A 22851-nucleotide genomic window follows, 5' to 3' on the forward strand; every position below is an offset into this window, starting at 1 on the left:
AGTTGATCCAGCCCTTGCTGTCGCTGGTGCTCGGGTTCGGTGGCCTGGTCGTCGGGCTCGTCGGGTACCTCGGTCTCACCGAGCGCTTGCCGCGCAACCGCTTCGTCGGCCTGCGCACCCCGGCGACCATGCGCTCTGACGCGACGTTCCGGGCCGCCAACAAGGCCGCGGGCCCGCCGACGATCATCGGTGGGGTGATCGGCGTGGTGGGAGCGGTCGTGGCGTGGTTCGTGCCGAACGACGGTGCCCTGCTCGCCGCGGTCCTGGTCACGTCGATCGGCATGATGCCGCCGATGGTCGTCGGCATGCTGCGCGGCCTCAGGGCGGTACCACCGCGGTGAAGCCGGGGAGCTGTTACGAGTGCCCGGGTTGCCGGTCGGTCTGAGCGGGCTTGAGGACGCTCCACGAGATCTGCCGTGAGCCGGTCACGGCACAGACGCGACGCAAGAACCGCTGCCGCTCGTCTTCGAGCCGAGGCGCGGCCACTTCAGGGGATCGCCCGATCGCGGACATGGCGGAAAGGTTCTCGCACTGCTTGAGCGCAAAACCAGTGCGATAAACCTACTCCACCCCAACGGCGCAACCGACCCCTCCGGTGGTCACGCAGCGCGTCCACTGCGATGATGCCGGCCATGAGCTTCACGGCTGTGTGGCCGATCAACGACGACAACGACGCCGACGCCGCGGACGAGATGACCGTCACCGCGCCGGAGGACGTCGACACCCTCCTGAGCCGCCTGGCCGAGCCCGGCGCGGGCCCGGCCGTGATCGAGCACCAGGAGCGGGAGCTGATCGTCGACACCGAGGGCCTGCTCGGCGCGCCGGGCACCACCAAGATCCCCGACCACGACGTGGCCGCGGCCATCCACCAGGGGTTCGGCTACCTCACGTACGCCGACCCGGAGCACGACTACTCGACCCTGGAAGGCGACCCGGCGTCGCCGGAGTACCGGTCGGAGTACGTCGACTACCCGGCGGGCGCGGGCGTGCCGGTGGAAGTCCTGGCGACCGCGCTGAAGGAGTTCCTGAGCACCGCCCAACGCCCGGGCTCCGTCACCTGGCAGGCCGCCTAACCCACCGGCACGGGGTGGGAGACCCAGACGTTCGCCTCTACGTACACGGCTACGTCGTGTGACGTCGACACGAACACCGGTGCGAGTGCGCCGGGAACGACCACCGCCCCGTCCCGGTCGAACGGCAGCCCGGTCCACTCCCGCCACCGCTCCAACGGCGCCTGCACGGTGGACGAGCACCGGGCGATGCCCTCGACCCGCCCCCCGGCCCGCACGTGCGTCCGCAGCCACCGGTCCGCCGGCAGCCCGTCGGCACGGGTGCGCGCGGCGTAGACGTCCAGCGGCACCTCCGGCTCCGCTGCCTTGTCCGGCGGCCTGAGCGGCACCAGCAGCACCCGCGACCCGGCCGCCGCCGACCTCATCGCCGCCAACACCGCGCCGGACAGCCCGCGCCCCTGGTGATCGGGGTGCACGGCGATCTCCAACGCGCACGCGGTGTCGGGCTCGACGCCGTCCATCGCGTCCTCGGCCGCCCAGACCGCCACCTGGTCCCACCCACCGTCGGGCAACGCCGGCCGCGCATCCCGGTCCGCCCGGTAGCCGACCATGATCCCCCGCGCCACGGGCCGGTCACCGTCCAGCAACGCCACCACCAGGTGCGGCCACCGCTGCGCCACCCGCCGTCCGCGCACGAGCAGCGACGCGAGGTTGCCCTGCATGAACCGCGGTGAGTCGGGTGGGTAGGGGATGCGGTAGACGGCGTCGGACAGGTCAGGGCGTTGGGCGAGGGTGACGGTGTCCATGTGGTCGGGGTTGGGTCCGGCGCGAGTTGACGTCACCCGGATCGCCTCGGATTGTCAGGGAAGGGCGTTGGTGGAGAAGGCGTCGGTCAACGCCTCCTGCCAGTGGCGCAGAGGGGGCAGGCCCGCGTCGGCCCAGGCTTTGCCCGACAGGACGGAGTAGGCCGGGCGTGGGGCGGGGCGGGGGTAGTCGGCGGTGGTGCACGGGCGGACGCGGGTCGGGTCCAGGCCCAGTTCGGTGAAGATGGCGCGGGCGAAGCCGCACCAGGTCGTTTCGCCCGCGTTGGTGGCGTGCAGGACGCGTGGCGGGTTGTCGCCCGCGGCGACGGCGGCGGCCAGGTGGAGCAGGCCGTCGGCGAGGTCGAGCGACCACGTCGGGGAGCCCACCTGGTCGTCCACAACGGACAGGGTGTCGTGCGTGGTCGCCAGGCGGGCCATGGTCTTGACGAAGTTGTTGCCGTGTTCGCCGTAGACCCAGGCGGTGCGGACGACCCAGGAACGGTCCCACGTGGACAGGACCCGTTGTTCCCCGTCGAGCTTCGTGCGGCCGTAGACCGATTTCGGGGCCGTTTCGTCGGTCGGTTCGTAGGGCCGGGTGCCGTCGCCGGGGAAGACGTAGTCCGTGGAGACGTGCAGCAGCGGGACGTTGTGGGCGCGGCAGCTCGTGGCCAGGTGCTGCGGACCCAGGGCGTTGACGGCCGTGGCGCGGTCGACGTCGGTTTCGGCGGCGTCGACCGCGGTGTAGGCGGCGGCGTTGACGACGACCGGGCGGTGGCCCGCGTCGCGGGCGGTGGAGGCGAAGACGGCCACGGCGTCGGCGACGGCCTCGGGGTCGGTCAGGTCCAGTTCGGCGGACGACGGCGCGTGCACGAGGCCGTCCTCGGGGGTGGCGGCCGCCAGGTCGCGGCCCAACTGGCCGCGACCGCCGGGGACCAGCACTGCGAGTGCCATCAGCCGGCCAGGGCCGCGCGCTGCTTGAGCGGCTCCCACCACGACCGGTTGTCCCGGTACCACTGCACGGTGGCGGACAGGCCCTCGGCGAAGTCGACGCGGGGCGCGTAGCCCAGCTCGGTGCTGATCTTGGTGATGTCGACCGAGTAGCGGCGGTCGTGGCCCTTGCGGTCGGCGACCGGCTCGACGAACGAGTCCCAGTCACGGTCCGTGGCCGCCAGCAGGCGCTCGGTCAGCTCGCGGTTGGTCAGCTCGGTGCCGCCGCCGATGTTGTAGATCTCGCCGCCCCGGCCGCCCTCCAGCACGAGCTGGATGCCCCGGCAGTGGTCGTCCACGTGCAGCCAGTCGCGGACGTTGAGGCCGTCGCCGTACAGCGGCACCTTCTTGCCGTCGAGCAGGTTGGTGACGAACCGCGGGATGACCTTCTCGGGGAACTGGTACGGACCGTAGTTGTTCGAGCACCGGGTGATGCACACCGGCAGGCCGTGGGTGCGGAAGAACGAGCGCGCCAGCAGGTCCGACGACGCCTTGGAGGCCGAGTACGGGGAGTTCGGCTCCAGGACGTGGTCCTCGGTCCACGAGCCCTCGTCGATCGTGCCGTAGACCTCGTCGGTCGAGACGTGCACGAACTTCGCCACGCCCGCCTCCAGCGCGCCCTGGAGCAGCGTCTGGGTGCCCAGCACGTTGGTCAGCACGAAGTCGGCCGAACCGGAGATCGACCGGTCCACATGCGACTCGGCGGCGAAGTGGACCACCACGTCCGTTCGGCTCATCAGGTCGGCGACCAGCTCGCGGTCGCAGATGTCGCCGCGGACGAAGGTCAGCCTCGGGCTGTCGGCGACCGGTGCGAGGTTCGCCTCGTTGCCCGCGTAGGTGAGCTTGTCCAGCACCACCACCTCGGCGTCGGCGTAGGCCGGGTACGCGCCTCCGACCATCTCCCGCACGTAGTGCGAGCCGATGAACCCGGCCCCACCCGTTACCAGAACCCGCATGCTCAGTGCCCTCCCGAAGCCGGCTGCTCATCGCAGTCTGTCACGAGCCCCTTCTCTGCAACCCACCCGGTTGTTACAGCGTCTCCCGTATAAGAGGAATGTCCGGCGCGGTTCACCCCCGCGCCACTAATCTCGATCAGGCAGGCCTGAGCGCACGGGGGAGGCAGGCAGTGGACTCCAGTCCGCCCGAAACAGCCGGTGGATCGGCTGCTCTTCGTGTGCTCACGCTCACGGCCCGTTCACTGCTGGCCCTTGTCTCGGCGGCTGTGCTCGTCGTCACGTGGTACGGCTGGTACTACCTCAGCGACCTCGACGAGGACATCACGACCACCGACGTCATCGCCTCCTCCGTCACCCAGGACGAGGACGGCGTGCCGCGCAAGCCGCTCGACGGCGCGGTCGACATCCTGCTGGTCGGCGTCGACAGCCGCACCGACGCGCAGGGCAACCCGCTGTCCGACGAGGTGTTGGCGCTGCTCAACGGCGGTGTGGCCGACGGCACGCTGAACACCGACACGATGATCCTGGTGCACATCCCCCAGGACGGCACGCGCGCGGTGGCCATCTCGTTCCCGCGCGACGCGTACGTGGAGATCGCCGACGGGTTCGGCACGCACAAGCTCAACTCGGCGCTGGCCAGGCAGAAGAACGAGACCGCGCAGAAGCTGCGCGAGCAGGGCGTGACCAGCGAGGCCCGCATCGAGCTGGAGTCGACGCTGGCCGGCCGCAAGACGTTGATCAAGACGATCGAGGGGCTGACCGGCGGCTCGGTCACCGTCGACCGGTACGCCGAGGTCAACCTGGCCAGCTTCTACGAGGTCACGAAGGCTCTCGGCGGTGTCGAGGTGTGCCTGAACGAGGCCACCCGGGACCGCGACTCGGGGGCCGACTTCGCCGCCGGCCGGCAGACCGTCGAAGGCGCCAAGGCGCTGTCGTTCGTGCGCCAGCGCAACGGGCTGCCCGGCGGCGACCTCGACCGGATCGTGCGGCAGCAGGTGTTCATCGGCGCGCTGGCCCGCAAGGTGCTGTCCACCGGCACGCTGACCGACTTCGACAAGCTCAACCAGCTCGTCACGGCGGTGAAGAAGTCCGTCGTGCTCAGCGAGGGCTGGAACGTCACCGAGTTCGCCACCCAGATGCAGGGCCTGGTGGGCGGCAACATCCAGTTCCGCACCATCCCGGTCGGCGACCCGATGGACACGTGGGGTGACGGCAACGTGCTGCCGGTCGACCCGGCGCAGGTGCGGCAGTTCATCAAGGGCCTGGCGTCGGACGGCAACCCGACCAAGGCCCCCGTGACGACCACGACCCCGTCCGGCCCGCCGAACTCCGCGATCACCGTGCACGTCCACAACGCCGCCGGGGTGAACCGGTTGGCCGCCAGCGTGCTGGACATGTTGGTGGAGAAGGGGTTCCGCCGCGGGGAGGCCGCGTCCGGGGCGTACGCCGAGACGACGACCGTGCGGCACGCGCCGGGTGAGCGGGCCGCCGCCGACAAGGTGATCTTCGCGCTGGGCGGTAACGCCGAGGCCGTCGAGGACGACTCCGTGCCCAGGGGGCAGGTGCTGGTCTACGCCGGCGCCGACTACGCGCCGCCGGACCAGTCCGACCCGGCTTCGGTGGACGTCACCGGCACGCGGCTCGTGCCCACGACCAGCTCCACCCCACCGATCACCGCCGACGGTGTGGTCTGCGTCAACTGAACAACACCCACCTCCTGGTGAACCCGGGCGTCCGACCGGCGGAAGGTGGTTAGCCTGATCGCCACACCCATTTCGTAGGAGGACGCCGGTGAAGGCTGCGGTGATCGCCGGACGCGTGCTCGTCGCGCTGCTGTCCGCGGCCGTGCTGGTGGCCGCCGGGTACGGCTGGTCGACGTTGCGGCGCGTGCAGGAGAGCGTGAACACGACCGACGTGCTGACCGTGCTGTCGGACGTGCCCAACGCGCCGCCCGCCAACGACGGCGCGACCGACATCCTGCTGGTCGGCAGCGACAGCCGCACCGACGCCCAGGGCGTGCCGCTGCCCGACCACGTGCTGCGCGAGCTGCGCACCGAGGCGACGGACACGCTGAACACCGACACGATCATCGTGATGCGGGTGCCGCACGACGGCAGCAAGGCGCACGCCGTGTCGATCCCGCGGGACACCTACGTGCCCATCCCGGACATCGGCCAGGAGAAGATCAACTCGGCGTACGGGCTGACCAAGTTCTTCACCATGGAGCGGCTGGCGGCGCAGGGCCTGTCCGACCTGACCGAGCGGTCCAAGGCGGGCGACCAGGCCGGGCGGCGGGCGTTGGTGCAGGTGGTGCAGGAGCTGACCGGCGTGCGGGTCGACCACTACGCCGAGATCAACCTGTACGGGTTCTACCTGCTCACCGAGGTGATCGGGGGCGTGGAGGTGTGCCTGAGGCAGGCCACGTCGGACCCGGACTCGGGCGCGGACTTCCGCGCGGGCGTGCAGACGATCTCCGGTGGTGACGCGCTGGCGTTCGTGCGGCAGCGCAAGGGCATCCCGAACGGCGACCTGGGCCGGATCACGCGGCAGCAGGTGTTCATGTCGGCGGCGATGTCGAAGCTGCTGTCGGCGGGGACGCTCGCCGACCCGGCGCGGCTGTCCGGGCTGCTGGACGCGGTGAGCAAGTCGATCGTGGTGGACGAGGGGCTGGACCTGGCGACGTTCGCGGGGCAGGCGCGGGGGCTGGCCGGCGGGAACGTCGAGTTCGCGACCATCCCGGTGATCGACGTCGGCGCGCGCAACGAGCGCGGCCAGAGCGTCGTCACCGTCGACCCGGCCCAGGTCAAGGTCTTCGTGTCCGCCATCCTGGGCGAGAAGACCCCACCTCCCGCGCCCACCACCACCGCCTCCACCCCCTCCTCCCCCACCGAGGCGTCCCCGACCCGACGCTTCGCCGCCCGCCCCCTGAACCTGGACGGCCCCCGCCGCCGCGCCACCCAACCGGGCCCACCCTGCGTCGACTAACCCGCGTGTCCTACGTCCAGAACGCGTGAGTCCTACGTTCAGAACACGTGAGTCCTACGTTCGGAACACGCGTGTCCTACGTTCAGAACACGTGAGTCCTACGTCCAGAACGCGCGTGTCCTACGTTCAGGTACCCCGAGTTGAACGCTCAGGACGGGTCAGCCGGCGTTCTGAGCGTTCAACTCGGGTGTTCCGAACGTAGGACACGCGTGACGCGAACGTAGGACACGCGGGTTGGTGGGAGGGTGGGGGGAGGGTCGTGGCAAGGTTGGGTCATGACCGTCACGGATGCCCTGTTCGCGCCCCTGTTCGCGGCGAACCCCGGCCGTCCCCTGATCACGCACTACGACGACGCGGCGGGCACGCGGGTCGAGCTGTCCCGCGCCACCATCCGGAACTGGGCGGCCAAGACGGCGAACTGGCTGCGTGACGAGCACGACGTCGAGCCGGGCGACCCGGTGGCCGTGCTGCTGCCCGCGCACTGGCAGACGGCCGGCGTGCTGCTGGGCGCGTGGTGGTGCGGCGCGGCGGTGACGGACGACCCCGCGGGCGCGAAGGTGGCGGTCGTGGCACCCGGTGTCGAGGCTCCCGGGGCGCCGGTGACGGCCGTGGCGTCGTTGCACCCGATGGGGTTGGGCAGCGGCGCGCCCGTGGACTACAACGACGACGTGCGCGTGTTCGGCGACGACTTCACGCCGTGGGAACCGGTCCCCGGCACCACCCCCGCGCTGCTGAAGTCCACTGTGGACGAAGTGGTGGAGGAGGCGCACCAGCGGGCGGCGACGTTGGGCATCACCACGACGTCCCGCGTGCTGTCCACTGTGGAGTGGGGTCTGCCGGACGGCCTGCTGAACGGTTTCCTGGCCGTGCTGGCGGGCGGCGGCTCGCTGGTGCAGTGCAGCAACGCCGCACCCGACCTGCTGGCGGCCCGCCGCGCCAGTGAGCAGACGACGCTGGACCTGGTCGGCTGACGTCAGGCTGGCTGCTCGGCCCTGCGCCCCTTCGCCAGGCGTGCCGCGGTCAGCGACCCGCCGTTGAACCCGAGCGCGAGCGCGGCCACCCCGAGCACCAGGACGAGCTCGTAGCCGCCCTGGCCGAGCAGCCCGTTCGACAGGTGCACGAGGATCAGCGCGCCGAGCATGTCCGCGGCCAGCAGCACGCCGACCACCGGCAGCGCCACGCCGAGGACGAGCAGCGCGCCGCCCGCGAGCTCGACGATCGCGGCGAACCAGGCGGACAGCGTCGGCAGCGGCACGCCCATGCCCGCGAACGCGGTGGCGGTGCCGTCGAGGCCCCACTCGGTGACCTTCTGCCAGCCGTGGGCCAGGAAGACGACCCCCACGCCGATGCGGCCGATGAGCGCTGCCACGTCCTTGAGCATTGCGTTTCCCTTCCGGTCGACGGTCGAACGCGATCGACGTTATATGAACTTTCAACCAGTTCCGGGTGCGCGAGCGGTGTTGACAGCGACTCGACAGGGGCGTAGAAAACCAGACAGTTAGATAACCAAGTGGTTAGGTAAAGATGGCGGACGATCCGTTGAGCATCACCTTCGCGGCCCTGGCCGACCCGACGCGGCGGGCCATCCTGGCGCGGCTGGCCGAGGGCGCGGCGACCGTGAAGGAGCTGTCCGAGCCGTTCGCCATGAGCGGCCCGGCGGTGTCCAAGCACCTGCGCGTGCTGGAACGGGCCGGGCTCATCACGCGCGGACGTGACGCGCAGTGGCGGCCGTGCACGCTCGACGCGACGCCGTTGCGGGAGGTCACCGAGTGGGCCGACGGGTTCCGCCGGTTCTGGGACGACAGCTACCGCCGCCTGGACGCCTACCTCGAACGAATGAAGGAGCAGGAAGATGACCGCTGACACCACCGTTTCGTGGACCACGCCGTCCGCTGTGGAGGTGGCGATGACGAGGACGTTCGACGCGCCGCGGAAGCTGGTGTTCGACGCGTTCACCAAGCCCGAGCACGTGGTGCGCTGGATGCTCGGGCCCGAGGGCTGGACCATGCCCGTGTGCGAGATCGACCTGCGGCCGGGAGGGCGGTGGCACATGGTGTGGCGGCGGGCCGACGGCAGCGAGATGGCGATGACCGGCGAGTACCAAGAGGTCACGCCGTGGTCGCGGACCGTGCAGACCGAGTCGTGGGGTCCGCGGTGGCCGTCGACGGTGAACACGACCGAGTTCATCGCGGACGGTGAGCGCACGACCGTCGTGCAGACGATGAAGTACCCGTCGCAGGCGGACCGGGACCGGGCGTTGGAGACGGGGATGAAGGACGGCGCGGAGGTCAGCTACGAGCGGTTGGCCGCGTACCTGGCGTCGGCGGCCTGACGCAGCGCGTCCGTTCGGCGGCAACGTGAGCCGATCGGGTTTGGTGTTCACGCGACGGGGTTACTGAGCGGTTGACCTTCGTCGCGGGAGCGTGAACCGGATCGGTGGACATGCTGAGTTCGTACCTGGGGCCCGTTCGGACGGGCTTCGCGGCGTTCGTGGGCGTCGGCGCGCTGGTCCTGCTGCCGTTGATCGCGCTGCACTACTACCGGTTCGGGCGGGTCGAGCCGCGTCGGGCGCTGGTGCTGTACGGGTTGCTGGCGTACGGCCTGGTGGCGCTGGCGTTGATCTTCCTGCCGTTCCCGTCCTCGCTGGAGTGCACCGGTGAGGACATGGTGTCCACCACGCCGTTCCGGTGGGTGACGGACATGCGCAACAACCTGGCGGCCAACGGGCGTTCGGGGATCGAGGCCGTCGTCACGTCCACCGTGTTCCTCCAGCAGGCGTTGAACGTCGCGCTGTTCGTGCCGCTGGGCGTGGTGCTGCGCAAGTCGTACGGCCGCGGTCCGTTGGCGGCGGTCGCCATCGGACTGGGCATCTCGCTCGCGGTGGAGGTCGTGCAGTACACGGGCAACCTCGGCGCGTTCCCGTGCCCGTACCGGATCGCGGACGTCGACGACCTGATCTCCAACACTGCAGGTTCGCTGCTGGGCTGGATGATCGCCCCGGCCGCGCTCGTCGTCCCACGGGTCCCGCACCCCGACGCGTCCACCGCCCCACCGGACACGGTGACCGTGCCGCGACGACTGCTGGGGCTGGCGGTCGACGTGATCGTCCTGGTCGTGCTGTCGCACCTGGTGTTCCGGGACGACGTGTGGTGGCTGCTCGCCCTGACCTTCACGATCCGCGTCGTCCTGCCGGCCGCGACCGGCCGGACCCCCGGCGGCTGGCTGCTGCGTTACGGCCTGCGGCGCACGGACGGCACGCGTGCCAACCCCCTGCGCATCACCGCGCGTGAGCTGCTGGGCGTCACGGGTCTGATCACCTACACCGCGCTGGCCCCGTCGAGCTGGTGGTTCGCCCTGGACCTGACCGTGCTGGCGGTGTTCGTCCTGGGCGCCTTCGCCCTCCCGGTCTTCCGCCGCGACCAACGGGGCCTGCCGGACCTGACCGCCGACACCCGCGCCGTCCCGACGGCCTCGACCGTCGAGCCCGCTCCGGTCCGGTAGCCGGGCGTCAGCTCGCCGGGAGGAACTCGGCCAGGACCTCAGGCGGTTGCCGTCCGGCGGGAAGATCTCGACGAGGCGGATGCCGCAGCTCCGGGCGAGCGCGCGTTCGGCAACCACCTTCTCGGCGTAAGCGGGTTCATCGGGCATCCCCCACATCCCCACCGAGGTTCCGTCGGCGAGCAGCCAGTCCGCCCGCGTTCAGTCCGGTAACCGTTGGCGTTCAGTTCGGGGTATCGCGGGTTGGTCGACGGCGGGTATCACCATGCCACGGGACATCCGTACGCCCTCGTCCGCCAGCCCGGCACCGATGAGCACCTTCGTCCAGGCCAGCGCCTTGCTCCTGGAGATGAATGAGCGGAGCAGGAGCAACTTGTCCACCTCTGCGGCCGTGCGCCGCGATCCGTCGCCGGGAGGAGTGAGCTGGTCGAGCTGGCTGCGCACCAGGGGACGCCCTTCGAACTCGACCTCGGCGAGCGCCCGCAGCGCGACCGGAGCGTCGTCCGGGCGTCCCAGCTGCCCCTGCGCGGCGGCGTGACGGCACGGGCCGCAGTACGCGAGCGGCCCTTCGGCCCACCTGGCGGTGAACCGCAGGGTCCGGCGACCGCACAGCCGACACGGGACGATCGCGTCAGCGAGCTCGACCGCACCGAACAAGGCGACCCGGTCGGTGAAGTAGCGCTCGAGGACGCGGAACTGGTCCGCTCGTTCCGGGAGCTCCTCGTCCGGGCAGGCACCCCACACGAGGTTCTCGCGCTTTCGCAGCTCCACCGGCAGCAGGGCCTTCAGGTGCGGCAGCCGGTACAGCCGGTGGTCCGGCCGGTGACCCGGTCGGCCGAAGTGCCGGTGGTGCGCATTGTGCCCATGCAGGTCGTGGTAGTCGAACTCCTGCTCCAGCGCCCAGTCGACAAGGGGTACGTGCAGGGTCGTCACCACCAGCCCGTGGCGCTCCGCGAAGCGCCGCACCGGGTCGACCAGTCGCCGAGAGGCCACCCAGAGCGTTTCGATCAGCGGAACGTAGTAGGCGACCTTGAGGCTCCGGTCCGGCCGCCCGTTCTCCCCGTACGGGGAGAGCTGGATGTGCGTGGCCTCCTGGATCAGGGCCAGGCGCTCCACGGCACCCCGGTCCGCACCCGCGGGTCCTCCGATCGGTGCGGCCACGTCGATGCCCAGGCCGACCAGGTGCTCCACCACCGCTGGGCGGACTCGTTCGTCCGTGAGCGTGAGGATCCGGTCCTGCAGCCTGCCGACGAACCTGCCCGTACCGGCGTCGGTGATCAACAGACCCCGGCGGTGGGCCTCGTATCCCACGAGGCGGAGGTCGTCGATGGTCGGCGGGACGACGGGTGGTTCCCGCGACGGAGCCATCAGGTCCAGGCAACGGGCAGTCGCCGCATCCGCTTCGCTCAGCCAGCCGACTCGAGGCGGCTCACCGGCAGGTGGCGCGTCGGGGTGAGCGGCCAGGAACTCGTCGATCAGCCGACCGAGATCGACCTTCCCCGGGATGGCCAGCGACACGTCGTCGTCCAGCACCACGACGGTGCACTCGATCTCCCCGGAGACGGCGTACCGGGCGAGCAGGGGCAGCTTCACCGGTCCTACGGCGCGCAGGAAGTAGTCGTGAAGGAAGCCGAGATGGCGCTCGTCGGGGGTGCGGCCGGACCCGGCCGGGCGAGCCACCGAGATCGCGTACGGGTTGTGCGTGTTGTCCGGCCTTGGGATGAGCGCGACGGTCGCGGTACCCGCACCACGCCGCCGAACCTCCGTGACGAAGTCGGCCAGAGCCATCTCGGCGTCGCCCCAACTGGAGAAGTTCACGGTGCCTTCGGCACAACGGGGCAGACGGACGACGGTCCCGTCCCATTCGACCTCGTACCCCCGCGACATCCTGCTCCCCCGCTCACATCTCCCGTGCGAGAGCGTAGGGCCCACCTGACCGGTGACGCCCGAGCCGGTCGGCGGCTCCGAGATCGTGGCCTGGAGGCGGCGCGGTCATGACGGCCGTCCGCCCCCAGGCCGAAAGCCACTCAGCCGTTGAGCAGGGCGCGCGACATGACCACGCGCTGAATCTGGTTCGTGCCCTCGTAGATCTGGGTGATCTTGGCGTCACGCATCATCCGCTCCACCGGGAAGTCGCGGGTGTAGCCGGCGCCCCCGAACAGCTGCACGGCGTCCGTCGTGACCTCCATCGCGACGTCCGACGCGAAGCACTTGGCCGCAGCGGTGATGAAGCTCAGGTTCGGTTCACCCCGTTCGGCCTTCGCGGCGGCCACGTAGACCATGTGGCGGGCGGCTTCGACCTTCATGGCCATGTCGGCCAGCATGAACTGGACGCCTTGGAAGTCGGAGATCGACTTGCCGAACTGCTTGCGGTCCTTGACGTAGGCGATGGCGGCTTCCAGGGCGCCCTGGGCGATGCCCACCGCCTGCGCGCCGATGGTCGGGCGGGTGTGGTCCAGGGTGCGCAGCGCGGTCTTCAGGCCGGTGCCCGGTTCGCCGATGATGCGGTCCTCGGGGATCGTGCAGTTCTCGAAGTGGATCTCCCGCGTGGGCGAGCCCTTGATGCCCAGCTTGCGCTCCTTCGAGCCCACGACGAAGCCCGGGTCGTCCTTGTGCACGACGAACGCCGAGATGCCCTGGGACTTCTTCGGCGCGTCCGGGTCCGTCACGGCCATGACCGTGTACCAGCTCGACTCGCCGGCGTTGGTGATCCAGCACTTCGTGCCGTTCAGCACCCAGTGGTCGCCGTCAAGGCGGGCACGCGTGCGCATCGACGCCGTGTCCGAACCGGCCTCGCGCTCGGACAACGCGTACGACGCCATCGCCTCACCCGACGCGACGGACGGCAGCACCTGCTGCTTGAGCGACTCCGACGCCGACAGCAGGATCGGCATCGTGCCCAGCTTGTTCACCGCCGGGATGAGCGACGACGACGCGCAGACCCGCGCCACCTCCTCGATCACGATGCACGTGGCCACCGAGTCGGCACCCTGGCCGTCGTAGGCCTCCGGCACGTGGACCGCCGCGAAACCCGCCTTGACCAGCGCGTTCAACGCCTCGACCGGGAAGCGCTCCTGCTCGTCCACCTCCGCCGCGTGCGGGGCGATCTCCTTGTCGGCCAGCGACCGCACCGCCTCGCGCAGCGCCTCGTGCTCCTCGGCGAGCTGGTAGGTACCGAAGCTCGGGTCCACGTTAAGTTACCTCCCGGTAGGGCGTCCTACCCGGATGTTAGCGCGCGTTCACTCAGTTCGCCGCTGTGCCGTCCGCAACAGCCCGCAGCGCCGCGTCCTTCTCCAGCACCAGCTCGGCGAGCGAGGACTGGAACTCCTCCATCCGCTCGCGCAGGTCCGGGTCGGCCGCCGCCAGGATCCGCACGGCCAGCAGACCGGCGTTGCGCGCGCCGCCCACCGACACCGTCGCCACCGGCACGCCCGCCGGCATCTGCACGATCGACAGCAGCGAGTCCATCCCGTCGAGGTACTTCAGCGGCACGGGCACGCCGATCACCGGCAACGCCGTCGCCGACGCCACCATGCCCGGCAGGTGGGCCGCGCCACCCGCGCCGGCGATGATCACCTTCAGCCCGCGCGACGCGGCCGAGGCGGCGTAGTCCAGCATCCGCTGCGGCGTGCGGTGCGCCGAGTACACGCCCACCTCGTAGGTGACGTCGAACTCGGCCAGCGCCTCGGCCGCCGCCTTCATCACCGGCCAGTCCGAGTCACTGCCCATGATCACGCCGACGTGCGTCACTGCTGCCCTCCGTGGATGTCGTACCCGTCCAGCCACACGCCGTCGGACAGCCAGTGCGCCGCGAGCCTCGCCCGCTGCCGCACGTCGTCCATCCGCTCGCCGAGCAGCGTCACGTGACCGATCTTGCGCCCCGGCCGCTCCGCCTTGCCGTACAGGTGCACGCGCGCGTCGGGGAACCGGGCGAACAGGTGGTGCAGCCGCTCGTCCGGCCCCATCTCGGGCGGCTCGGACGCGCCCAGGACGTTCGCCATGACGACGGCGGGCGCGACGAGGTCCGTCACGCCGAGCGGGTAGTCCAGCACGGCCCGCAGGTGCTGCTCGAACTGGGAGGTCCGCGCGCCCTCGATGGTCCAGTGGCCGGAGTTGTGCGGTCGCATGGCCAGCTCGTTTACGACCAGCCCGTCCTCGGTCTCGAACAGCTCGACGGCCAGCAGCCCGACCACGCCCAGCTCGGCGGCGATCCTCAGCGCGAGCCCCTGCGCCTGCTCGGCCAGCACGGGGTCCGCCTGCGGCGCGGGCGCGAGCACCTCGACGCAGATCCCCTCCTGCTGCACGGTCTGCACCAGCGGCCACGCCGCGCCCTGGCCGAACGGCGAGCGCGCGACCAGCGCGGACAGCTCCCGGCGCATCGGCACGCACTGCTCGACCATCAGCGGCGTGCCCGCGGCCAGCAGCTCGGGCACGACCCGCTGCGCGCTCTGCGGCGTGTTGAGCATCCACACGCCACGGCCGTCGTAGCCACCGCGCACCGCCTTCAGCACGCACGGCCACCCGTGCCGCGCGCCGAACTCGAGCACGGCGGCCGAGTCGTGCACGGCGGCGAACGGCGGCACGGGAGCGCCCATCGCGGCCAGCCGCTCGCGCATGACCAGCTTGTCCTGCGCGTGCACGAGGGCGTCCGGCCCCGGGTGCACCTTCACGCCCTCGGCGACCAGCGCGTGCAGGTGCTCCTGCGGCACGTGCTCGTGGTCGAACGTGACGACGTCGCACGACTTGGCGAACGCGCGCAGCGCGTCGAGGTCGGTGTGCTTGCCCAGTTCCACGTCGCGCGCGACGAGCGCGGCGGGGTCGGAGTCCGACTCGGCGAGCACCCGCAGCGACTGGCCGAGCGGGATGGCGGCCTGGTGCGTCATGCGGGCGAGCTGGCCGCCGCCGATCATGCCAACGACGGGGAAACGAGTACGGGAGTCCACGGTTTCGTGATTCTACGTGCACAAACGCGGTGGTCCGGACCCGGCCGCACCGGTCGCGTCCGTCACACCCGGCGGGCCCGGCGCACCCACGTGAACGCCAGCGCGAACAGCGCGGCGGCGAGCACGGCGTAGATCGCGAACTCGTACAGCTGGAACGGCACGAGCCGGTCCGCCGGGTGGTACTCGCTGAAGTAGTGCACGTCGTGGTCGACCATGCAGGTGGCGTAGTCGCGGTTGTCCTGGATGTCCGTGCACTGGCGCGGGTACGGCATCTCGCTGCCGGCGGCGTCGGAGAAACCGCTGTTCACCACCCACGCGTCGGCGGGTGGGCCGCCGGAGGACTCCCCGAGCGCCTGGTAGGGCTCCACCATGCGCAGCGGCTGCTGGAAGTACGGCCGCCACAGGCCGCTGACGACGATGCGCACGGCGAGGAACACCCCGAGGGTGAGGCCCATCGACAGCACCGTGCGGCGGGTGAGCGCGCTGAGCGCCAGGCCGAGCGCGAACCCGAACGACGCGTACGCGACCTGCGACAGCGGCGTCGCCTCGAACGCCGGCATCTCCATCGGCACGAACGGCGCGCGGTCGGGCATGACGGCGTTCACGCTGTTCATCAGCGTGATCAACGCGAGGCCGACGCCGACGGACAGGACCAAAGCGGGCACGCCGAGCAGCACCACCATGCCGGTCAGCCACCGGGTCGCGGTCAGGTCCTGGCTCCACGCCACCACGTGCGTGCGCTGCTCGTACTCGCGCGACAGCAGCGGCGCGGCCCAGAACACGCCGATGGCCAGGCCGATCGTCATCGGCGCCACCACCAGCACGTACGCCACGCTCACGTAGCTCCACCGCCCGAACAGCTCGCCCGCACCGCCGGTCGCCTCGACGCGCCAGGCGACGCCGAGCGCCAGCGCCACGACCACGCCGACGGCCGCGGTCAGGGCGAGCACGCCCCACCGGTGCCGGCGCCAGGTCAACCACGCCAGGTCGCCCCACCCGACGCGGTCGCGCTTGGTCACGGGCGCGGTGGCCGTCGTGGTGCCGGTCATGCGCGGATCCCCTTCCGGGTGGCTTCGAGCTGGGCGAGCACGTAGTCCTCCAACGTCGGCGGCCGCTCGACCCACGGCCCCGCCACCACCGGCCGCGGCCTGCCCTCGGGCAGCCGGACCAGGAACGTCGACTGGGTGGCGGTGTGCCGGGCCTCCACGACCTCGCCCAGCGCGGGCGGCACGTCCGAGCGCGGGCCGGTGTAGCTGACGTGGCCGCCGAGCAGCTCGTCCAGGTCGCCGCCCGCCAGCAGCCGGCCGTGCGCGAGCAGCAGCAGGTAGTCGGCCACCCCGGACAGCTCGGCCACGACGTGCGTGGACAGCAGCACGGTCATGCCGGTCTCGGCGACCTCGCCGAGCAGCTCGGCGGTGACCTCGCGGCGGGCCAGCGGGTCGAGGTTGGCCAGCGGCTCGTCCAGCAGGAGCACGTCCGGTCGCGAGCCGATGGCCAGCGCGAACGCCACCTGCGCCTGCATGCCGCCGGACAGCTTGCCGCACGCCCGGTCCAGCGGGATCTCGAAGCGCGCCAGCCAGCGGCGGGCCCGCGCCTCGTCCCACACGACGTTGAGCCGCGCGCCGAAGCGCAGCATGTCGGCCACCGAGAAGTGCCGGTAGACCGGCTTGTCCTGCGAGACGAACGCCACCCGGCCCGCCGCGCTCGCCGACCCCTCGTCGGCGCCGAGGAGTCCGGCCAGGACGCTCATCAACGTCGTCTTGCCGGCGCCGTTCGCGCCGACCAGCGCCGCCACCCGGCCCGCGGGCAGCTCGAACGCGCACTCGCGCAACGCCCACTTGGCGCGGTAACGCTTGCCCAGCCCGCGCGCCCGCACCGCGACCGCGCCGTCGCCTGCCTCGACAGCAGTGCTCACCGGACCGACACCCCCTCCCCTTCGCCGAGGACGGAACGCACCAGGGCGTCGATGTCCTCGATCTCCAAGCCGGCCTCGCGCGCTTCGCGGACCCACTCGGCCAGCCGCGCCCTGAGCGCGGCCATCACCTGCGGGTCGGTCGAGCCGAGACCGGCCTTGACGAACGTGCCGGCGCCCTGACGGGCCTCGACCAGGCCGGACAGCTCCAGTTCGCGGTATGCCTTGAGCACCGTGTTCGCGTTCACACCACTCCTCGCGACGACGTCGCGGACCGTCGGCAGCCGGTCTCCCGGCCCCAGCCAGCCCAGGCGCAACGCCTCCCGCACCTGGCGCACGAGCTGGAGGTACGCGGGGAGGCCGCTGGACCGGTCGATGCGGAACTCCACCCGGCGCCTCCGAATTGTGTTACTCAACTAAGACACTAGAAGACCATCACACCGGGTGGGGTGTCAAACACGGCAGGGCACCGCGTGCAGAAGCGAGGAGCCCGGCGCACTGGGGAGGCAGGCGCCGGGCTCCTCTGTGGGGAGGGGGTCTTCAGTTGTCGGACGCCGGACAGGGGTTCGGCGCCCGGGGTCTCAGCGGCCGAGGCCGGCCACCAGCGCCACCGCGTCCTCGCAGCTCGGGGGCAGCTCCTCCAGCCAGACCCGGACCGGTCCGGTCGGGGCCACGTGCGGGTCGACGGCCAGCCGGTCCGCGGTCAGCACGCGCAGGTTCGTCAACGCCCGCGCCAGGTGCCGGTCGCGGCGCAGCAGCACGCACGCCGTCGACGACCCGATCGAGGCCACCGTCTCGCCCGCGTCGAACACCTCCTTCAGCGCGTCGGCCAACAAGGTCATCGCCACCACCCGCGACCACCCGGACGTGCGGGTCAGGTCGAGCGCCACGACCACCAGCACGTGCTCCTGTCGGCCGGCGGCGCGCGCCTCCGCGTAGACCTCGCGCAGCCTCGTGTTCAGGTACGCGGACGTGGCCAGGCCGGTCAGCGGGTTGTCCGCGGCGCACTCCGCCGCCCGCCTGCTCATCACGTCACCCCAGCCCAGCGCGGTGGACCGCAGCATCCGCGCCGGGATCGCGTCCACGCTCGGCGAGACGATCCCGGTCGACCCCGGCGGCTCGGCCAGCACCGCGTGCAGCGCCGCCAGGTCGAGCAGCGTCTCGGCCAGGCCCGCGCCCGCCTCGGCCCGCGCGCCGCCCAGCCGGTACAGCTCCCCGCTCGCGTCGCCGCCCTCCAGCACCGCCCGGCACACGTCGTCCACCTCGGCCAGCGACCAGTCCGCCGGGAACGCCCAGCCCGCGGCCATCGTGGCGGTGCGCCACCTCGACCGCAGTGCCCGCGACCCTCCGGCGCCGGAACGCCGTGCGACCGCTTCCCGAACATCCACCCGGCTGCCTCCTCGACGTCGGTTTCCGTCTACGAGACGTGGGCGGGCGTCATCCATGACGGCATTCACTCCACCCGGTCGGGGGGTTCCAGGTGACGGTGCGCGACTTGGTGCGTCACACTGGCGCCGCGCGAGGAGGGAAGACAACGTGGCGACCGTTCCTGCCGAAGTCCAGGGACCGAGCGACGCGGAGCTGATCGACTCCGTGCGCGGCGGGGACGTCGACGCCTACGGGCAGCTCTACGAACGGCACGTCACCGCCGCGTACAACCTGGCCCGCCAGCTCGCCAGGTCGTCCGCCGAAGCCGACGACCTGGTCTCGGACGCCTTCGCGAAGGTCCTCGACGCGCTGCGGGCGGGCCGCGGGCCCGACTCGGCGTTCCGCGCCTACCTGCTCACCGCGCTGCGGCACACCGCCTACGACAAGACGCGCCGCGACCGGAAGGTCGAGCTGTCCGACGACGTGGCCGAGGCCGCGCCCGAGGCGACCAGCGTGCCGTTCTCCGACACCGCCGTGGCCGGGCTGGAGCGGTCGATGGCGGCCAAGGCGTTCGCGCGGCTGCCCGAGCGCTGGCAGACCGTGCTGTGGCACACCGAGATCGAGGGCCAGACGCCCGCCGAGGTCGCGCCGCTGCTCGGCCTGACCGCCAACGGCGTGTCCGCGCTGGCCTACCGCGCCCGCGAGGGCCTCAAGCAGGCCTACTTGCAGGTGCACCTCGCCGAGACGCAGGCCGAGCGCTGCCGCGCCACGGTGGACCGGCTCGGCGCGTGGACCCGCGGCGGGCTGTCCAAGCGGGAGACCACGCAGGTCGAGGCTCACCTGGACGAGTGCACCCGCTGCCGGGCGCTGGCCGCCGAGCTGGCCGACGTCAACGGCGCGCTGCGCGGGATCATCGCACCGCTGGTGCTGGGCCTCGGTGCGACCGGCTACCTGGCCGCGGCCGGGGCCGGCACGGCGAAGGCCGCCGCGGTGGCCGCCGCCGCGGGCACGGGCGGTGCCGCCGGAGCCGCCGCGTCCGCGCCGCGCCAGTTCCTCGTCGCCGCCGCGTCGACCGCCGCCCTGGTGGTCGCGGTGGCGATCGGCCTGGCGTCCGGCGGCGAGCAGCAGGTGCCCGCCGCGCAGGCCGCGCCGCCGCCCACCACGCAGCCCGCGCAGCCGGTCCAGCCGCCCGCGCCGGTCGTGCCGCCGCCTCCGCCCGTGCCGTCCCCGGAACCCGCGCCCACGACCGAGCCCGCGTCCGTTCCGACACCCGCGCCGGTCCCGACGCCCGCGGCGGAACCCGCGCCCGAACCCGAACCCGCCCCGCAGCCCGAGCCGGAGCCCCAACCCGAGCCGCAGCCGCAGCCTTCACCGCCGAGCCTCGTGCCGGTGGTGCCCAGCGGGTTCTCCCTCACCCCCGGCGAAGAGCCGGTCGAGCTGCCCATCACCGTGCGCAACTCCGGCGAGACGCCGTCCGAACCCGCGAGCGCCGCGCTCGTGCTGCCGCCCGGCGTGCGGTCCGCGGGGCCCGTCGCGTCGCTGGCCGGTGGGCGGCTGCTCCGGCTCGACGGCGCGGCCGACCAGACCGTGGCCTGCCCCGCCGGCACCGGCGCGGTGACGTGCGCGACGACTCAGGGCATCGCGCCCGGCGGCACGGCGACGTTCGTGTTCCGGCTGCAAGCCGACCCGGACGCGGCGACCGGCCGGATCACCGGCATCGTCAACGCGGGCACGTCGGTGAGCGTGGCGATCGACGTCGCCGTCGAGGTCCGCCCGGTGCACGACGACCTCGACCTGCAAGTCCACCGCTGGCAGCACGGGTTCTGGGATCCGAGGCTGGACATCAAGGCCACGAACACCGGCGGCCGGGCGGGCGTCCTGCGGCTGGTCGTGGAGTCCGACCGGCACATCACGCTGGTCGCGCTGCGGCCGGACTGCGAGCGGTCGTGGCACCGGGTCGTGTGCGAGGTGCCGCTGGAGCGCGGTGAGTCGTTCCGGATGTCGGTCTGGGCGGTCGGCGCGCCGCACCGCGAGGGCGTGGTGCGCGTCTCGGCGACCCTGGGCGCGGCCTCCGAGAGCGTCGAGGTGCCCATCTCGACCCGTCCCGGCGGTGGCGACCCGCACGAGCCCGAACCGCCGGTCGTCACGACGACCCCCGCGCCGCCGACGACGACCACCCCGACCACGACCACCAAGCGTTCGACGCCACCCACGACCACGACCACGCCGCCCACGACCACCACCGCACCGCCGGCGTCCACCACCACCCCGTCGACCCCGTCCACGGCACCGACCACGACGACCACCCCCACGACGGAGCCGACCACCGCGCCCACCACGACCACGCCACCGCCGACGCGCGGCGAACCGTGCCGACCCAGGCCGCCGTGGCTGCCACCGATCCTCGACGACCTGCGGCCGGGCCGTTGCGACACCCCTTCGTGATCGTTCGGTGACGGAGTCGGTAGCCTGCCCCGGTGCTGCCACTAGTGCGCAAGGTCTTGGGCCTTCTGCCGGAACCGGTGCGGTTCCTGATCAACAAGCACCGCGAGCTGATCCGTTTCGCCGTCGTGGGCGGCACGACGTTCGTGATCGACAACGGCGTCTGGTACGCGCTGAAGCTGACCGTGCTCCAGGACAAGGTGGTCACGGCGAAGGCCATCGCGGTGCTGGTGGCGGTCATCTCCTCGTACGTGCTCAGCCGCGAGTGGTCCTTCCACACCAGGGGCGGACGTGAGCGACACCACGAGGCCGCACTGTTCTTCCTGGTCAGCGGCCTGGGCATCGGGGTGAACCTGGCCCCGCTCTACATCTCGCGGCACGTGTTCGACCTGCACTCGGAGATCGCCGACTTCGTCGCCGGTTCGGTGATCGGCATGCTCCTGGCCACGGGGTTCAAGTACTGGGCGATGCGGAAGTTCGTGTTCCCGCAGGCCGACGCGCGCCCGTCGGTGCGCCCGCTGCACGTCGTCGCCGACCAGCGCGAAGTCGCCTGAACAGGGCTTTCACCCCGGCCGTCCGTAGACTGCCGGGGTGTCCTTCGTCGAAAGCTTCGTCGAGCGCCTGCCCGAACCGCTGCGCTCGCTGGCCCTCAAGCACCGCGAGCTGCTGAAGTTCGCGGTCGTCGGCGGCACGTGCTTCGTGATCGACACGGTCATCTTCTTCGTCCTCAAGACGACCGTGCTGAGCCCGAAGCCGGTCACCGCGAAGATCGTGGCGACGCTGGTGGCCACGATCGTGTCGTACGTGCTCAACCGCGAGTGGTCGTTCAAGACCAGGGGCGGGCGGGAGAGGCACCACGAGGCGGCGCTGTTCTTCCTGATCAACGGCATCGGCATCGCGCTCAACTCGATGCCGCTGTGGGTGTCGCGGTACCTGCTGCACTTCCAGGAGCCGCACGTGACCAGGCTCGGCGAAGAGGTCGCCGACTTCATCAGCGCGCAGATCATCGGCACCCTGATCGGCATGGCGTTCCGCTGGTGGGGCTACAAGAAGTGGGTCTTCCCGGAGGCCGACTTCCGCCCGCGCCGCGTGACCAGGTCCTACGACCGCCGTGACGGCGAGGACGAAGCCCTCGGCCGCTCCTGACCCACGGGTCAGCGGTTGTCGGCGAGGACCTTCAGCGCCGCGTCGTGCAGGTGCCCGTTGCTGGACAGCACCGTGCCGCCGTCGAAGCGCTCCACGCCGCCGAGGTCGCTGAACCGGCCGCCCGCCTCCCGCACCAGCACCTGGAACGGCGCGACGTCCCACGGGTTCACGATCGGCTCCGCGGCGAGGTCGATCGCGCCCTCCGCGACCAGGCAGTGCTGCCAGAAGTCGCCGTACGCCCGGTTCTCCCAGCACGCGTCGACCAGCGCCAGGTACGCCTCGCGCGAGTGGTGCTCGACCCACGTGCCCAGGTGCGTGGTGGACAGGTACGCGTCGGCCAGGTCGCGCACCCCCGACACGGAGATCGCCCGCTCGCCGGAGGCGTCCGAGGTGTGCGCGCCGCCGCCCGTCGAGGCCCACCAGCGGCGGCCCAGCGCGGGCGCGCTCACCACGCCCACGACCGGCACCCCGGCCACGACCAGCGCGATCAACGTCGCCCACACGGGCACACCGCGCAGGAAGTTCTTCGTGCCGTCGATCGGGTCGACCACCCACGCCCGGCCGTCGCCCGCCGTGCCGCCGCGCTCCTCGCCCGCGACCTCGTCGTCCGGGGCCTCGACCGCGAGAACCGCGCGGATCGCGTCCTCGACCGCCACGTCGGCGTCCGTCACCGGCGTGCGGTCGGGTTTGCGCTCCACCACGAGGTCGCGGGCGCGGAACCGGGCGGTGGTGATCTTGTCCGCCTCGTCCGCCAAGCGGAGGGCCAAGGACAGATCTGCGCGAAGGTCGGACACGCACTGG

The 22851-nt window shown here is 71.8% G+C and carries 24 protein-coding genes; 11 read left to right on the plus strand and 13 right to left on the minus strand.

Going from position 1 to position 22851, the window contains the following annotated elements:
* The first annotated feature begins 2 nt into the window (after nt 1-2).
* Both LZG04_RS31770 and LZG04_RS31775 read left to right on the plus strand, forming a co-directional pair.
* On the plus strand, nt 3-341 hold the full coding sequence (locus LZG04_RS31770; RefSeq protein ID WP_233823917.1) for an SdpI family protein: 339 nt from the start codon (nt 3-5) through the stop codon (nt 339-341).
* Nucleotides 342-632: 291 nt separating this feature from the next.
* Nucleotides 633-1073, plus strand: a complete 441-nt coding sequence (locus tag LZG04_RS31775; protein ID WP_233823919.1) for an Imm1 family immunity protein — start codon at nt 633-635, stop codon at nt 1071-1073.
* Here LZG04_RS31775 and LZG04_RS31780 read toward each other — a convergent pair.
* Genes LZG04_RS31780 through rfbB form a run of 3 tightly spaced genes read right to left on the minus strand, consistent with a single transcriptional unit; the run spans nt 1070 to nt 3756 of the window.
* On the minus strand, nt 1070-1852 hold the full coding sequence (locus LZG04_RS31780) for a GNAT family N-acetyltransferase (RefSeq protein WP_233823992.1): 783 nt from the start codon (nt 1850-1852) through the stop codon (nt 1070-1072). The genes LZG04_RS31775 and LZG04_RS31780 overlap by 4 nt on opposite strands.
* Nucleotides 1853-1870: 18 nt before the next feature.
* The gene (gene rfbD / locus LZG04_RS31785) at nt 1871-2764 is read right to left on the minus strand and encodes a dTDP-4-dehydrorhamnose reductase (RefSeq protein WP_233823994.1); all 894 of its coding nucleotides are present in this window, start codon (nt 2762-2764) and stop codon (nt 1871-1873) included.
* Entirely contained in the window at nt 2764-3756 is a 993-nt protein-coding gene (rfbB, locus tag LZG04_RS31790) for a dTDP-glucose 4,6-dehydratase (RefSeq protein WP_233823996.1), read from the minus strand. The genes rfbD and rfbB overlap by 1 nt, the downstream gene beginning before the upstream one ends.
* Nucleotides 3757-4022: 266 nt before the next feature.
* On the opposite strand from rfbB, the gene LZG04_RS31795 reads away from it, so the two are divergent.
* From LZG04_RS31795 to LZG04_RS31805, 3 genes are all read left to right on the plus strand, one after another.
* Nucleotides 4023-5459 carry an LCP family protein gene (locus LZG04_RS31795; protein ID WP_233823998.1) on the plus strand — a complete coding sequence of 479 codons (1437 nt, stop codon included), beginning with the start codon at nt 4023-4025 and terminating at the stop codon, nt 5457-5459.
* 88 nt (nt 5460-5547) lie between these two features.
* Entirely contained in the window at nt 5548-6741 is a 1194-nt protein-coding gene (locus LZG04_RS31800; protein ID WP_233824000.1) for an LCP family protein, read from the plus strand.
* 275 nt (nt 6742-7016) lie between these two features.
* Nucleotides 7017-7712 (plus strand): TIGR03089 family protein, encoded by a 696-nt coding sequence (locus tag LZG04_RS31805; RefSeq protein ID WP_233824002.1) that lies wholly within the window; start codon nt 7017-7019, stop codon nt 7710-7712.
* Between the two features lie 2 nt (nt 7713-7714).
* Here the strand turns inward: LZG04_RS31805 and LZG04_RS31810 are convergent, their stop codons facing one another.
* Entirely contained in the window at nt 7715-8122 is a 408-nt protein-coding gene (locus tag LZG04_RS31810) for a DoxX family protein (RefSeq protein WP_233824004.1), read from the minus strand.
* 143 nt (nt 8123-8265) lie between these two features.
* Between LZG04_RS31810 and LZG04_RS31815 the strand changes: the two genes are divergently transcribed.
* The 3 genes from LZG04_RS31815 (at nt 8266) to LZG04_RS31825 (ending at nt 10242) form a co-directional block, all read left to right on the plus strand.
* Entirely contained in the window at nt 8266-8604 is a 339-nt protein-coding gene (locus LZG04_RS31815; RefSeq protein ID WP_233824006.1) for a helix-turn-helix transcriptional regulator, read from the plus strand.
* Nucleotides 8594-9073 carry an SRPBCC family protein gene (locus LZG04_RS31820; protein WP_233824008.1) on the plus strand — a complete coding sequence of 160 codons (480 nt, stop codon included), beginning with the start codon at nt 8594-8596 and terminating at the stop codon, nt 9071-9073. The genes LZG04_RS31815 and LZG04_RS31820 overlap by 11 nt, the downstream gene beginning before the upstream one ends.
* Before the next feature lie 110 nt (nt 9074-9183).
* Nucleotides 9184-10242 carry a VanZ family protein gene (locus LZG04_RS31825; protein WP_233824010.1) on the plus strand — a complete coding sequence of 353 codons (1059 nt, stop codon included), beginning with the start codon at nt 9184-9186 and terminating at the stop codon, nt 10240-10242.
* Nucleotides 10243-10440: 198 nt separating this feature from the next.
* Here LZG04_RS31825 and LZG04_RS31830 read toward each other — a convergent pair whose 3' ends face one another.
* From LZG04_RS31830 to LZG04_RS31865, 8 genes are all read right to left on the minus strand, one after another.
* Complete coding sequence (locus tag LZG04_RS31830; RefSeq protein ID WP_233824013.1) at nt 10441-12171, minus strand: hypothetical protein; 1731 nt, start codon at nt 12169-12171, stop codon at nt 10441-10443.
* Between the two features lie 95 nt (nt 12172-12266).
* Nucleotides 12267-13430 (minus strand): acyl-CoA dehydrogenase, encoded by a 1164-nt coding sequence (locus LZG04_RS31835; protein ID WP_233824015.1) that lies wholly within the window; start codon nt 13428-13430, stop codon nt 12267-12269.
* 52 nt (nt 13431-13482) lie between these two features.
* Nucleotides 13483-13968 carry a 5-(carboxyamino)imidazole ribonucleotide mutase gene (purE, locus tag LZG04_RS31840; RefSeq protein ID WP_233824215.1) on the minus strand — a complete coding sequence of 162 codons (486 nt, stop codon included), beginning with the start codon at nt 13966-13968 and terminating at the stop codon, nt 13483-13485.
* A gap of 17 nt (nt 13969-13985) precedes the next feature.
* Nucleotides 13986-15182 carry a 5-(carboxyamino)imidazole ribonucleotide synthase gene (locus LZG04_RS31845; RefSeq protein WP_308199594.1) on the minus strand — a complete coding sequence of 399 codons (1197 nt, stop codon included), beginning with the start codon at nt 15180-15182 and terminating at the stop codon, nt 13986-13988.
* A gap of 62 nt (nt 15183-15244) precedes the next feature.
* Nucleotides 15245-16231, minus strand: a complete 987-nt coding sequence (locus LZG04_RS31850; protein WP_233824019.1) for an ABC transporter permease — start codon at nt 16229-16231, stop codon at nt 15245-15247.
* The gene (locus LZG04_RS31855; RefSeq protein WP_233824040.1) at nt 16228-17097 is read right to left on the minus strand and encodes an ABC transporter ATP-binding protein; all 870 of its coding nucleotides are present in this window, start codon (nt 17095-17097) and stop codon (nt 16228-16230) included. The genes LZG04_RS31850 and LZG04_RS31855 overlap by 4 nt, the downstream gene beginning before the upstream one ends.
* A complete protein-coding gene (locus tag LZG04_RS31860; protein WP_233824042.1) occupies nt 17094-17483 on the minus strand; it encodes a GntR family transcriptional regulator in 390 nt (129 codons plus the stop codon). The genes LZG04_RS31855 and LZG04_RS31860 overlap by 4 nt, the downstream gene beginning before the upstream one ends.
* Nucleotides 17484-17675: 192 nt before the next feature.
* Nucleotides 17676-18482, minus strand: coding sequence for a GGDEF domain-containing protein (locus tag LZG04_RS31865; protein WP_233824044.1), 807 nt, complete (start codon nt 18480-18482; stop codon nt 17676-17678).
* Nucleotides 18483-18630: 148 nt separating this feature from the next.
* Between LZG04_RS31865 and LZG04_RS31870 the strand changes: the two genes are divergently transcribed.
* From LZG04_RS31870 to LZG04_RS31880, 3 genes are read left to right on the plus strand one after another with little or no spacing between them, the layout of a single operon-like run.
* The gene (locus LZG04_RS31870; protein ID WP_233824046.1) at nt 18631-20907 is read left to right on the plus strand and encodes a sigma-70 family RNA polymerase sigma factor; all 2277 of its coding nucleotides are present in this window, start codon (nt 18631-18633) and stop codon (nt 20905-20907) included.
* 35 nt (nt 20908-20942) lie between these two features.
* Nucleotides 20943-21458: a GtrA family protein gene (locus LZG04_RS31875; RefSeq protein ID WP_233824217.1), complete on the plus strand. Its 516-nt coding sequence runs from the start codon at nt 20943-20945 to the stop codon at nt 21456-21458.
* Nucleotides 21459-21495: 37 nt separating this feature from the next.
* Entirely contained in the window at nt 21496-22050 is a 555-nt protein-coding gene (locus LZG04_RS31880; RefSeq protein ID WP_233824048.1) for a GtrA family protein, read from the plus strand.
* Between the two features lie 8 nt (nt 22051-22058).
* On the opposite strand, the gene hisN is transcribed toward LZG04_RS31880, so the two are convergent.
* Nucleotides 22059-22844 carry a histidinol-phosphatase gene (gene hisN, locus LZG04_RS31885; protein WP_233824050.1) on the minus strand — a complete coding sequence of 262 codons (786 nt, stop codon included), beginning with the start codon at nt 22842-22844 and terminating at the stop codon, nt 22059-22061.
* Nucleotides 22845-22851: the final 7 nt, after the last annotated feature.

The sequence above is a fragment of the Saccharothrix sp. S26 genome (assembly GCF_021390395.1).
In the GTDB taxonomy this organism is placed as follows: Bacteria; Actinomycetota; Actinomycetes; order Mycobacteriales; family Pseudonocardiaceae; genus Actinosynnema.